This is a genomic window from Cupriavidus sp. 96C5-1 (assembly GCF_057798855.1).
The window spans coordinates 178,908-191,874 of record NZ_JBYOJU010000006.1; the positions used below are offsets into that span (position 1 = coordinate 178,908).

The 12,967-nt window shown below is 65.9% G+C and carries 8 protein-coding genes and 1 tRNA gene; 8 read left to right on the top strand and 1 reads right to left on the bottom strand.

Features of this window, described 5'->3' with window-relative positions:
• Positions 1 to 82: 82 nt before the first annotated feature.
• From badH to AC3FOF_RS10560, 8 genes are all read left to right on the top strand, one after another.
• Positions 83 to 850 carry a 2-hydroxycyclohexanecarboxyl-CoA dehydrogenase gene (gene badH, locus AC3FOF_RS10525; RefSeq protein ID WP_276269314.1) on the top strand — a complete coding sequence of 256 codons (768 nt, stop codon included), beginning with the start codon at positions 83 to 85 and terminating at the stop codon, positions 848 to 850.
• Positions 851 to 898: 48 nt separating this feature from the next.
• Positions 899 to 1,681 carry a 2-ketocyclohexanecarboxyl-CoA hydrolase gene (gene badI / locus AC3FOF_RS10530; RefSeq protein ID WP_017226639.1) on the top strand — a complete coding sequence of 261 codons (783 nt, stop codon included), beginning with the start codon at positions 899 to 901 and terminating at the stop codon, positions 1,679 to 1,681.
• Between the two features lie 81 nt (positions 1,682 to 1,762).
• Positions 1,763 to 2,914 (top strand): cyclohexanecarboxyl-CoA dehydrogenase, encoded by a 1,152-nt coding sequence (gene aliB, locus AC3FOF_RS10535; protein ID WP_488726557.1) that lies wholly within the window; start codon positions 1,763 to 1,765, stop codon positions 2,912 to 2,914.
• 87 nt (positions 2,915 to 3,001) lie between these two features.
• Positions 3,002 to 4,684 (top strand): cyclohexanecarboxylate-CoA ligase, encoded by a 1,683-nt coding sequence (gene aliA / locus AC3FOF_RS10540; protein WP_488726558.1) that lies wholly within the window; start codon positions 3,002 to 3,004, stop codon positions 4,682 to 4,684.
• Between the two features lie 13 nt (positions 4,685 to 4,697).
• A complete protein-coding gene (locus AC3FOF_RS10545) occupies positions 4,698 to 5,540 on the top strand; it encodes an enoyl-CoA hydratase (protein ID WP_488726559.1) in 843 nt (280 codons plus the stop codon).
• 1,366 nt (positions 5,541 to 6,906) lie between these two features.
• The gene (locus AC3FOF_RS10550) at positions 6,907 to 8,556 is read left to right on the top strand and encodes a ShlB/FhaC/HecB family hemolysin secretion/activation protein (protein WP_488726560.1); all 1,650 of its coding nucleotides are present in this window, start codon (positions 6,907 to 6,909) and stop codon (positions 8,554 to 8,556) included.
• Between the two features lie 55 nt (positions 8,557 to 8,611).
• A complete protein-coding gene (locus AC3FOF_RS10555) occupies positions 8,612 to 12,079 on the top strand; it encodes a GLUG motif-containing protein (protein ID WP_488726561.1) in 3,468 nt (1,155 codons plus the stop codon).
• 350 nt (positions 12,080 to 12,429) lie between these two features.
• Positions 12,430 to 12,504 (top strand) — tRNA-Thr (locus AC3FOF_RS10560).
• A gap of 40 nt (positions 12,505 to 12,544) precedes the next feature.
• Here AC3FOF_RS10560 and AC3FOF_RS10565 read toward each other — a convergent pair.
• Positions 12,545 to 12,790, bottom strand: coding sequence for a hypothetical protein (locus tag AC3FOF_RS10565; protein ID WP_488726562.1), 246 nt, complete (start codon positions 12,788 to 12,790; stop codon positions 12,545 to 12,547).
• Positions 12,791 to 12,967 lie beyond the last annotated feature (177 nt).

A 12,967-nucleotide genomic window follows, 5' to 3' on the forward strand; every position in this document is an offset into this window, starting at 1 on the left:
CGTCAATATATTTACACATATAGCTGCTGGCGCGAGACGCTTCAGCCGCACGATAGCACCCCTGACCATCAAGGAGAACACCATGCAAAGACTCGAAGGCAAGACGGTCATCGTGACCGGTGGCGGTGGCGGCATCGGCGGGGCGACCTGCCGGCGCTTTGCGCGCGAAGGCGCGGCCGTGGCCGTGCTGGATCTGAACCCCGCAGCGGCGGAGCAGGTGGCCGCCCTGATCCGTGAGCAAGGCGGCCGGGCCGAGGCGTTCCAGTGCGATATCACGGACCGCGCCAGCGTGGATGCGGCTGTCGCCGCCACCGCGAGCAGGATCGGTGCCGTCGACGTGCTGGTCAACAACGCCGGCTGGGACGTGTTCAAGCCGTTCACCAAGACCGAACCCGTGCAATGGGAGCGCCTGATCGCCATCAACCTGACCGGCGCGCTGCATATGCATCATGCCGTGCTGCCCGGCATGGTCGAGCGCCGGCAAGGGCGCATCGTCAATATCGCGTCCGACGCGGCGCGGGTGGGCTCGTCCGGAGAGGCGGTCTACGCCGCGTGCAAGGGCGGCCTGGTGTCGTTCTCCAAGACCATTGCCCGCGAGCACGCCCGCCATGGCATCACCGTCAACGTGGTGTGCCCGGGGCCGACCGACACGGCGCTGTTCGCGGACTACAAGCAAGGCGCCGGCAACCCGGAAAAGCTGATGGAAGCCTTCACCCGCTCGATCCCCCTGGGCCGCATCGGCCAGCCGGACGACCTGCCCGGGGCGATCGCGTTTTTCGCCAGCGATGACGCCGCCTTTATCACCGGCCAGGTGCTGAGCGTGTCGGGTGGCCTGACCATGAACGGCTGACGGTACGCGACACGCAACACGCAGACCACGACAACGGAGACCACCGCCATGAACTACGAAGACATCCTCTACGACGTGCGCAACGGCGCCGCATGGATCACCATCAATCGCCCGGAGAAGATGAACGCCTTCCGCGGGCGCACCTGCGACGAACTGATCCACGCGATCAATCGCGCCGGCTACGACCGGGAGATCGGCGCCATCGTGCTCGCCGGCGCGGGCGAGAAGGCCTTCTGCACCGGTGGCGACCAGTCCGCCCATGAAGGCCAGTACGACGGCCGCGGCACCATCGGCCTGCCGATGGAAGAACTGCACAACGCCATCCGCGACGTGCCCAAGCCCGTGATCGCACGCGTGCAGGGATACGCCATCGGCGGGGGCAACGTGCTGTGCACGATCTGCGATTTCACCATTGCCTCCGACAAGGCGGTGTTCGGGCAGGTCGGCCCCAAGGTCGGCTCGGTCGATCCTGGCTACGGCACGGCGTTCCTGGCGCGCGTGGTCGGCGAAAAAAAGGCGCGCGAGATCTGGTATCTGTGCCGGCGCTATCCGGCCGCGGAAGCGCTCGCCATGGGCCTGGTCAACGCGGTCGTTCCGCACGGGCAACTCGACGCCGAAGTGCAGAAGTGGTGCGACGAGATCATGGAGAAGAGCCCCACGGCGCTGGCCATCGCCAAGCGCTCCTTCAACATGGACACCGCGCACCAGAGCGGCATCGCCGGCATGGGCATGTACGCGCTGAAGCTCTACTACGACACGGAAGAGTCGCGCGAGGGCGTCAAGGCCTTCCAGGAAAAGCGCAAGCCCGAGTTCCGCAAGTACGCGAAGTAATCCGCCGTTGCCGGAACAGGCAACGCGCCCGCATGGCGCATCGCAGCGTCGCGCCATGCGGCAAGACATCCCGGAGACACCATGAACCCCTACCTCGACGAAGACCTGGCCGCGCTGGCCGGCCATGCCCGGCGCTTCGCCGCCGACCGTATCGCGCCCGGCTTCCTGGAGCGCGACCGGACCCGCGTGCTGGATCGCGCGCTGATGCGTGAAATGGGCCAGATGGGCTTCATCGCCCCCGAACTGCCCGAGCAATACGGTGGCCAGGGCATGGGCTGCCTGGCGGCCGGCGTGATCCACGAAGAGGTGGCGCGCGCCGACCTGAGTATTTCCTATATCAACCTGCTGGCTTCGCTGAACGGGCAGATCCTGGCCCATCACGCCGCGCCGGACATCGCCCGGCCCTGGCTGCAGCGGCTGACGCAGGGTGAAGCGCTGTTCGCCATTGCGCTGACCGAGCCGCGCGGCGGCTCCGACGCGGCCAGCCTGCGGCTGCGCATGGAGCGGGACGGCGGCCATTACGTGCTCAATGGCGAGAAGACGTCCATCTCCGCCGCCGACCAGGCCGACGCCGCGGTGGTATTCGCGCGCTCCGGCTCCGTCGAGGCGGGCGCGCGCGGCGTGTCGGCGCTGCTGGTGCCGATGGACCTGCCCGGCATCTCCACCAATCGCTTCGATTGCCATGGGCAGCGCGCGATCGGCCGGGGCTCGATCTTCTTCGAGAACGTACGCGTACCTGTCAGCCATCTGCTCGGCAAGGAGGGCGAAGGCTTTGTGCAGGTGATGCAGGGCTTCGATTTCTCCCGCGCGCTGATCGGCCTGCAGGTGCTGGCGGTGGCCAAGGCCAGCCTGGAGGAAACCTGGGAATACGTGGCGCAGCGCCAGGCCTTCGGCAAGCCGTTGTCGGCCTTCCAGGGCGTGTCGCATCCGCTGGCCGACTACGAGACCCAGGTGAACGCCGCCCGCCTGCTGTGCCTGCAGACGCTCTGGATGAAAGACCGCAACCTGCCGCACACGGCCGAAGCGGCGATGTGCAAGTGGTGGGCGCCGAAGCTGGCCTACGACGCGGTGCACCAGTGCCTGTTGTCGTTCGGGCATGGCGGCTATGACCGTGGCCCGATGGAGCAACGCCTGCGCGACGTGCTGGGTTTCCAGATCGGCGATGGCACCGCCCAGATCATGAAGACCATCATCGCCCGTACGCAGGCGGGCCGGGAAGCGGTGCCGGCCTGACGGCGCGGCGATGGCACGGCATGCCGTGCTGTCGAACAACCCATCGAACAACGCATCGAACGACGACAAGAACGAGGAGACACGCCCATGGAATTCGACGCCGTACTGCTGCCCCCGCGGCGCGCCGCCAGTATCGCGCGGGGCCTCTGGCCCGAGCGCACCATCAACGACGCGCTCGACGATTGCGTGGCCCGATGCCCGGACCGGATCGCGCTGACCGCCGTGCGGGTCGAAAGTGGCGCCACCACGCGCCTGACGTATCGGGAGCTGGCCGGCCGGGCCGACCGCATCGCCCTCGGGCTGGCCAGGCTTGGCATAGCGGCTGGCGACGTGGTGTCCTGCCAGTTGCCGAACTGGTGGGAGTTCACCGCGCTTTACCTGGCCTGCTCGCGCCTTGGCGCGGTGCTCAACCCGCTGATGCCGATCCTGCGCGAACGCGAGCTATCGTTCATGCTCAGCCATGCGGGCAGCAAGGTGGCGGTGATTCCAGGGCGGTTTCGCGGGTTTGACCATGAGGCGATGTTCGATGGCCTGCGGGGAGGGCTGCCGGACCTGCAACACGTGGTGGTGGTCGGCGGAGATGGGGCCAATGCCTTCGCGTCCCTGCTGAGCGGTCCCGCGTGGGAAGCCGAGGCCGGCGCGCAGGACCGGCTGCTACGGCATCGGCCCGGCCCGGACGACATCACCCAGCTGATCTACACCTCCGGCACCACCGGCGAGCCCAAGGGCGTGCTGCATTCGGCCAATACCCTGATGGCCAACATCGTGGCCTACGCCGAACGCCTGCGGCTGGATGAGCGCGACGTGATCCTGATGGCATCGCCGATGGCGCACCAGACCGGCTTCATGTACGGGCTGATGATGCCGGTCATGCTTGGCGCGAGCGTGGTGCTGCAGGACATTTGGGAGCCACGCCAGGCGCTGCACCTGATCCGGGCGCACGGCGTCAGCTTCACCATGGCTTCCACGCCGTTCCTGACCGACCTGGCCAGGACGGTGGCAGGGACCGGCGAGGCGGTCCCCACCCTGCGCGCCTTCCTGTGCGCCGGCGCGCCGATACCCGGCGCCCTGGTGGAGCAGGCGCGCAGCGCGCTGGGCGCCAAGGTGGTGTCGGCCTGGGGCATGACGGAAATGGGCGCGGTCGCCACGACGCGGCTCGAAGACGACGACGAGCGTGCCGTCAATACCGATGGCTGTCCTCTGCCCGGGGTCGAAGTCCGGGTGGCCGACGCGGCCGGCACGGCGCTGCCCGAGGGGCGCACCGGCAGGCTGCTGGTGCGCTCCTGCTCGAACTTCGGCGGCTACCTGCGGCGGCCGCACCTGAACGACACCGATGCGCAGGGCTGGTTCGACACCGGCGATCTCGCCCGCATCGATGCCCGTGGCTATATCCGCATCGACGGGCGCAGCAAGGACGTCATTATCCGCGGCGGCGAGAACATCCCCGTGGTGGAGGTCGAAACCCTGCTGTATCGCCACCCGTCCATCGCGCAGGTGGCCATCGTGGCCTATCCCGACGAACGCCTTGGGGAGCGGGCCTGCGCTTTCGTCGTCACGCGGCCTGGCCAGGCGTTCGACATGGCGGCGATGGTGGCCTTCCTGAAGGCGCAGAAGCTGACCGCGCAATACATTCCGGAGCGGCTGGTCGTGCAGGAAGCGCTGCCTTCCACGCCGGCGGGCAAGATCCAGAAATTCAGGCTGCGGGAGCAACTCCGCGAAGCACTGCCTGCAAGCCGGCCGCCGGATGGCGAGCCCGGCGCACCTGCATAAGGGAGGTCCCGCGATGGAAGAGAAAGAGAAAGAGAAAGAGAAAGAGAAAGAGAAAGAGAAAGAAAATAAGAAAGGAGAAGAAAATCAAAATCCGATCCTTGTCGAGACCGCCGGCCGCGTCGGGCTGATCCGGCTCAACCGGCCCCGGCAGATGAACGCGCTCAACGATGCGCTGATGGATGCGCTCGGCCTGGCGCTGCAAGCCTTTGACGAAGACGACGGCATCGGGGCGATCGTGGTCACGGGCAACGACAAAGCGTTCGCGGCCGGGGCCGATATCGCGGCGATGCGCGGCTGGGACTATATGGACGCCTTCAAGTCCAACTACATCACGCGCAACTGGGAGACGCTGCGCAGCGTGCGCAAGCCGGTCATCGCCGCGGTGGCCGGCTATGCGCTGGGCGGCGGCTGCGAGCTGGCCATGGCCTGCGACATCCTGATCGCGGCGGACAATGCCGTGTTCGGCCTGCCGGAGCTGAAGCTCGCCGTGATGCCCGGGGCAGGAGGCACGCAGCGCCTGCCGCGCGCCATCTCCAAGGCCAAGGCCATGGACATGTGCATGACGGCGCGCAATATGGGCGCCGCCGAGGCGGAGCGCAGCGGGCTGGTCTCGCGCATGGTGGCCGCGGAGCGGCTGATGGACGAGGCCATGGCGGTGGCGCAGACCATCGCCGGTTTTTCGCTGCCCTCGATGATGGCGGTCAAGGAGGCGGTCAACCGTGCCTGGGAGTCTTCCCTGTCCGAGGGGATCCTGTTCGAGCGCCGGCAGCTGCATGCGCTGTTTGCCACGGCGGATCTGAAGGAGGGAATGAACGCTTTCCTTGAGCGGCGGGAGCCGGTGTTCAGGCATCGTTAGCGGCATCGAGGCCACGGCAGGCAAGCTGGCCACCGCGATCGCCAGCCTGTGCCGTTGGTGCACTGAATCACGACTTCGTTGCGTAAGCCGGCCGACAAGACGCGCGATCCGCCTTCACGCATGCTCGCAAGGCTTCGGCCTTGCTGCGCTTCGCTGCTGGGCTCCCACGCGCGATAGATCATACTGCCCAGCGCCATTTTTTTCCGATCCACCCGGATACGTCTGCTGGCCTTCGCCATCACAATGCGTTGTCCCTATCCGGGTGCGGATGCATCCGCCATCCTCAGTGGACAACGCGCGGCTGAATCCACCGCGCCCGGTGTTCCTCGTTTCCTTCCCAGCTTGCATCGCATTGACGAAATGGGACGATCCATTTCGCATACAGGCGAATGCGTTGGCATTAGGAAGGGTCGCCGCAAGGTTTGGGAAATTTCGCAATCCTGCCGCAATCAGCAAGTGATAGCTTTGACGAGATGTCTGCACAATATCCTCTCGCTCTTTCTATCTCAATGAAAGCCATGCGTCGGCGAGATCGAATCCCATGTACCGGATTGCTGGATGACACCAGATAATTCTTGGGTTTTTTCTTCGGAAACGCCGCTATCCTTACCCGGTCGAGCTTCAAGACGAAAGACACGGTTCCTTTGCCAATCGGTACATGTCGCAAATCTGTACCCGTAGCAAATGGATGGAGCGCACGGTCCGGCGTACCGGCGGGAGTCGATCGATTCATCTGCGGGGCATCGGCACCATGCGGTGACCACGATGACGCGCGCCCCCCTTTGCCGCCGCGCGCTGGCGACGATGATCAAAGGCCTGCAGCACGCCTGACGGACCAGCATGGCGGTACCGGGCCTTCAGGTTTCCGTGCATCTCCTCTACCAGATATCGGCGGCAGGCTTCTGGGAAATCCACTGCTCCGAAGTCGGGAAGGACATACCCATCATCGCTGGTGATCGACCTCCACCCGAGGAAAGACGATTTAAAGCCTCGCCGGGCGGATGCAAAAGACACCGCTACGGCTGGCGATGGGTATGCCGGCGAATGGGGCAACGCTGTCCGCTGCCCTGGTTCCGGAGCAAACGATGGGCGCGCCACACCAATTGCACCCCGTTATCCGCATGTACTGATCGGGTGCCCCCTCCGCAAATTGTCTCGATTAGAGAGCCTGTCCAGCTGCTAGAAATTGAAGATTTCCTTGAACACAGAGAAGTATTTTTCCCGCACGGGGCAGGAATCTCGCAAGCGTTCCGCGCAAGACACTGCCCCTCATTCCAGCCACCTTCCGGCGTCTTTCGTCCTTGCGCCTCGGTTCCGTCAGCGCTCCTGCCCGGACAACAGACGCCATATCCGCGCAGCGGGAGCGATGTCGCTGTTGTTTTCCCTTGCCGTATCGGCGGCGCCGGTGCCGGTGCCGCCCAATGCCGGCCAGGTGATGCGCGACGTCGAAAGCACCCGCCCCAGCCTGCCCGAACCAGTGGAGCTGGAGCTGGAACTACCCGGGACACGAGACCGCGCCACCGTCGAAGAGGCGGAGCAGGGGCCGCGAGTTCGGGTCAATGGCTTCCACATCGGCGGCAACCTGCTGTTCGACTCGCCCCGCTTGCTGGCACTGCTTGACGACCTGAGGGGACGCGAGCTGAGCCTCGCCGAGCTGAATGACGCCGCCGGACGCATCGGCGCTTTCTACCAGGCGCAAGGCTACGCGCTGGCGCGCGCCTACCTGCCGCGGCAGGAAGTCGAAGACGGCCAGGTGCGCATCGAGGTGCTCGAAGGGCGCTACGGGCAGATCCGGCTGCAGAACGGTTCACGCACGCTCGATGGCGTACTGCGCCAGCCGCTGGCGCGGCTGGAAAGCGGCGCCGCGGTGCAAGGCGCGGAACTGGAACGCAGCCTGCTGCTGCTCAGCGACATCGCTGGCGTCGAGGCCAAGGGCACCTTGCGCCCCGGCCAGCGGGCCGGCACCACCGATCTGCTGGTCGAGACGAGCGCCAGCCCGCTTGTCAGCGGCAGCGTGGAGGCCGACAACTATGGCGACTACACCACCGGCGAATACCGCCTGAGCGGCAGTCTCGGCCTCAACAGCCCGCTGCGCCTGGGCGACCAGTTGAACCTGCGGCTGCTGGGCAGCGACCGGCACCAGCGCTACTACCGTGCGGCCTACCAATTGCCGGTCGGCCCCTGGTCCACCCGCATTGGCCTGGCCCGCTCCGAAATGCGCTACCGCCTCGGCAGGGACTTCTCGGAACTGGATGCCCACGGCCGGGCCACCATCGACAGCCTGTTCCTTGCGCAACCCCTGCTGCGTGGCCGCAGCGTCAATATCTCTGCGCTCGTGCAATACGAGAACAAGACGCTGCGCGACAACATCGGCCTCTTCGACTTTCGCGGGCGCAAGGATATCGGCCTGTGGACGGTCGGCATCAGCGGCAACAGCCAGGACCGCCTGTTCGGCGGCGGCCAGAACGGCTTCTCGCTGACCTACGGGCATGGCCGCCTGCGCATCGGCGACCCGATAGACCGATACGTGGACAGTCGCACTGCCGGCAAGGCCGGCAGCTTCGACAAGCTCAATCTCAGTGCGATGCGCCTGCAACAGGTGAGCGGACGCGTCCAGTTTTTCGCCCGGCTGAGCGCCCAGTGGGCCTCCGGCAACCTGGATAGCGCCGAGAAGATCGGCCTGGGCGGCCCCTATGGCGTGCGGGCCTATCCCATGGGCACTGCCAGGGGCAGCGGGGACGAAGGCTGGCAGGCCAGCGTGGAACTGCGCTACAGCCTGGCACCAGGCTGGCAGTTGAGTTCCTTCATCGACCAGGGGGCGGTGAAGTTCAACAAGCGCCCCTGGACCCGGGAATGCAACCACAACCACATGGCGGGCACGGGCGTCGGCGCCACCTGGTACGGCAGCGACCACCAGGTCAGCCTGACCGCCGCCTGGCCGCTCGGCAAGGGCGAAGACAACATCAAACCGGAGCGCACGCCACGCCTCTGGCTCCAGGCGACCCGGTCCTTCTGAGCATTGCCCGTTCTGCTGGGGAGTCAGCAGAGTCTTTCACACAAGAGGATTCATCATGAACAAGAGCTATGCACTAGTCTGGAACCAGGCACTGGGCTGCTGGAACGTCGCCAGCGAACTGACCCGGCGGCGCGGCAAGGCCGGCCGCGGCAAGGTAGTGATCGCCGCGGGCGTATCGCTGCTCGGCCTGCTCGGGCAGGCTCCGGCCTTTGCCCTGCCAAGTGGCGCGGCGATAGTCGCCGGCGACGCCACCTTGCAGACCTCCCCCGATGGCAAGCACATGACCATCGACCAGCAGAGCAACAAGCTGATCACCAACTGGAACGAATTCAGCGTGGGCGGCAACGAACGCGTCAGCTTCCGCCAGCCCGGCAGCGCATCCATCGCCCTCAACCGCGTCATCGGCACCAACGGCAGTGACATCCAGGGCCGCATCGACGCCAACGGCAAGGTGTTCCTGGTCAACCCCAACGGCGTGGTGTTCGGCAAGTCCGCCCAGGTCAACGTCGGCGGCCTGGTGGCTTCCACCCAGAACATCACCGACAAGGATTTCCTCGGCGGCAACTACCGCTTCGCCGGCAACTCCGGCGCCGCCATCAGCAACGCCGGCACCCTGACCGCCAGCGAAGGCGGCAGCGTCGCCCTGCTCGGCGCCCAGGTCAGCAACAGCGGCGTGGTCCAGGCACGCATGGGCAGCGTCGCGCTGGGCGCGGGCAAGGACTTCAGCGTCAACTTCGACGGCAATGGCCTGCTCAACCTGCAGGTCAACAGCGGCGCGGTGGATGCCCTGGCACAGAACGGTGGCCTGCTCAAGGCCGACGGGGGCCAGGTGCTGATGACCGCCAGGAGCGCCGACAGCCTGCTCAAGACCGTGGTCAGCAACCAGGGCGTGATCGAGGCCAAGACCCTGCAGAACAAGTCCGGCAGGATCGTGCTGGATGGCGGCGACAGCGGCATCGTGCGGGTCGCCGGCCGTCTGGACGCCAGCGCCCTCGATGGCCAGGGCAACGGTGGCGTGGTGGAAACCCGGGGCGCCCAGGTAGAAGTGCAACTGGCGACGGTGGTAGATACCCGCGCCGACAAGGGCAACACCGGCACCTGGAAGATCCGCTCCAAGGATGTGAGCATCGCCAGCCTTGACGGCAACAACGGCGGCAAAACCCCGACCCTGCGGGCCGATACCCTGTCGCGAAACCTGGACAGCACCAATATCGAGTTGACCAGCAGCAGTGGCGACCTGTCCGTCAAGGCGCCGGTGTCCTGGCGCAGCGGCAACAAACTGAGCCTGACGGCCGAGCGCGGCGATGTCCGCGTCGATGGCGAACTGCGCGCCAGCGGCGACAGGGCCAGCCTCGCGCTGACCGCGCAGAACGGTAGCGTCCGCCTGAACGACAACCTAGCCCTTACCGGCGCGGGCGCCGGTCTGGCGCTGAACTACGGCAAAAACGGCTACTCGCTCAAGGACGGCAAAGCGGTGACCCTCTCCGGCACCGGCGCCACCTTCCAGTCCAACGGCGAGTCTTACGCCGTGATCCAGAACCTGGCCCAACTGCGCGGCATCGACAACGGCCTGAGCGGCCGCTACGTACTGGGTAACAGGATTGCCGGCAACGGTGCCCGTTTCCGGTCGCTGGGCGACGCCGGCACCTTCAGCGGGGTGTTCGACGGCCTGGGCAATACCATCGATAACCTGTCCATCCATGGCGACGGCTTCATCGGCCTGTTCAGTGTGAACGCCGGTGACATCCGCAACCTGAATCTCGACCGTATCTCGGTCAGCGCGGCTCGCGCCACCCACTACAACGCCCAGGTCGGCACGCTGGCGGGGGTCAACCTCGGCAGCATCTTCAACGTCAAGGCCACCAATGTCCACGTTACCGGCGGCTCCATGTTGAACAGCCTTGGCGGGCTGGTGGCGATGAATCTGCAAGGGGGCAGCATCGACAAATCCTCTGCCAGCGGCAAGGTGATCGGCGACAGCAATACCTATGCCATGGGCGGGCTGGTGGCCCTTAACATGGGCAACGGCAATGGCGTGGCGAAGATCTCCAATAGCCAGGCCGATGTCGCCCTGGCCGGGCAGATGCAGAACGGCTCCAACTTCTACGGCGCGGGTGGCCTGGTCGGCGTGAACCGTAGTGCACAGATCCTCAACAGCAGCAGCAAGGGCTCGGTCGATCTGGCCGGCAACGGGCTGAACCTGGGTGGCCTGGTGGGCATCAACGACGGCGGCTCGCTGACCAATGTCGAATCCTCCGCCAGCGTTTCGGGAAAGGGTCGGGATGGCGTCCTGGGTGGCCTGGTCGGCCTTAACAACGGCGGCTCGCTGACCAACGCCTTGGCCAGCGGCAAGGTCGCCGGCGCCGGCGCGGAGGCGCTCGGCGGCCTGATCGGCAAGAACCAGCAGGGGTCTGTCACCAACGGCTCCGCCAGCGGCGATGTGAGCGATGGCAGTGGCCGTTATCTGGGCGGTCTGATCGGCCACAACCAGGGGGGGACCCATGCCAATGTCTCCGCCTCCGGCAGCGTGAGCGGTGGCAAGGGTGCCTATATTGGCGGCCTGGTCGGCCTCAACGCCAATGGCTCGTTCACTAACGCCTTGGCCAGCGGCAAGGTCACCGGCGCCGGCGCGGAGGCGATCGGCGGCCTGATCGGCAAGAACCAGCAGGGGTCTATCGCCAACGCCTCCGCCAGCGGCGATGTGCTCGATAGCAAGAGCCGTTACGTGGGCGGCCTGATCGGCCATAACCTGGGCGGGCGTCACACCAATGTCTCCGCCTCCGGCAACGTGACCGGCGGAGCGGGCGCTCATATCGGCGGCCTGGTCGGCTTCAACGAAAGCGGCTCGCTGAACAACGCCTCGGCCAGCGGCAAGGTCACCGGCGCCGGCGCGGAGGCGATCGGCGGTCTGATCGGCAAGAACCTGGAGGGCACCCTGACCAATCTCACCGCCAAGGGCGATGTGCGCGATGAAAGCAGCGCTAACGTGGGGGGGCTGATCGGCTACAGTGGCTTCGCTACGATCAACAGGGCCGAGGCATACGGCAAGGTTACCGGCGGCACCGGTGCCAACGTCGGCGGGCTGATCGGCTTCAGCCGCGACGGCTCGATCCATGGCGCCAGGGCTGACGGCGCGGTCACCGGCGGCATGGGCGCCAATGCCGGCGGGCTGATTGGCTACCTCGACGGAGGCAGCGTGACGGCTTCCTCGGCCAGCGGCGATGTCGCAGGAGGGGCCGGTAGCCATGTCGGTGGCCTGGTTGGCATGAACGTTGGCCAGATCAGCAACGCCTCCGCCTCCGGCCAGGTCACCAGCAAGGCTGGCCGGACCCTCGGTGGCCTGGTTGGCTGGAACAGCGGCTCCGTTAGCCAGTCGTCGGCCAGCGGCAAGATCAACCCCTTGGGCTCCGGCTATACCATCCACGGTGGCCTGATCGGCGTGAACTTCGGCAGGCAGTCGTTCAACAAGGTCGAAGGCGAAGCCGCCAAGGTACCGATGATGGGCCTTGAATTCGGCATCTAACCCGCGCCGCGCCGCGCCGCGCCGGGCAAACCGGCAACCGGCCTGGCATGCCTGTGCATGCCAGGCCGGTGCGCCGTTGTCACTCTCCCGCGCTGTGACCGCTGGTACCTGGACGTCCCGGCGTGTCCGCAGCACGGCAAGTTCGCCCCTTAGACTACAAAATGAGCAACTTCAAGGTGATTTGCAATTTTCGCGGTAAAGGATGTTGCCAAGGTCTCGGGACTAGTCCATAATGCAGTCCATCGATTCGAGGGTGGAAGCAAAAACCTCAATAAAATCAATCACTTGGAGTGCATTGGGGTGCCGTATCCCAAGCCTGCGTTCCAGTGCGGTACAGCATGTCAGTCAATGCCCATGTGGCTCAGTGGTAGAGCACTCCCTTGGTAAGGGAGAGGTCGGCAGTTCGATCCTGCCCATGGGCACCACCTTCTTCAGCCGCGTCCGCGGCAATTTCCGATTATTCCGTCAGCCAGCACGAACAAGCGATTGCAAGTGCCCGGAGCCGGCTGCCTGCGCAAATTCCGGCAAGCGCCAGACCGTGCCATTGGCACCCCAGGTGCCATCCGCGACGTCGTGCACGATTACTGGCGTAATCGGCATGCGGTTGCCGGCGTCCGGCAACGCCAGCCGGAAAGCATCGTGAGCGAGGCGAACATAGCGGGCGCGCGCAGCCGCGTCCAGCGCCCCGGCGGGTACATGGACCATCGCCATGCAGGGCAAGCCTGCGTGGTCATACCGATCCCTCCGCACGTCCGGCATCGCGGCTCCACTTCGCCGAATCAGCAGGACACGGTATGGGTGGACGTACGTCTGCCGCGTCCGAAAATCACCGGTGGCTTCTCGTCCGCAAGAGCTTAAAATGCGCATTCCGGCCGTTTCCAGACTGAG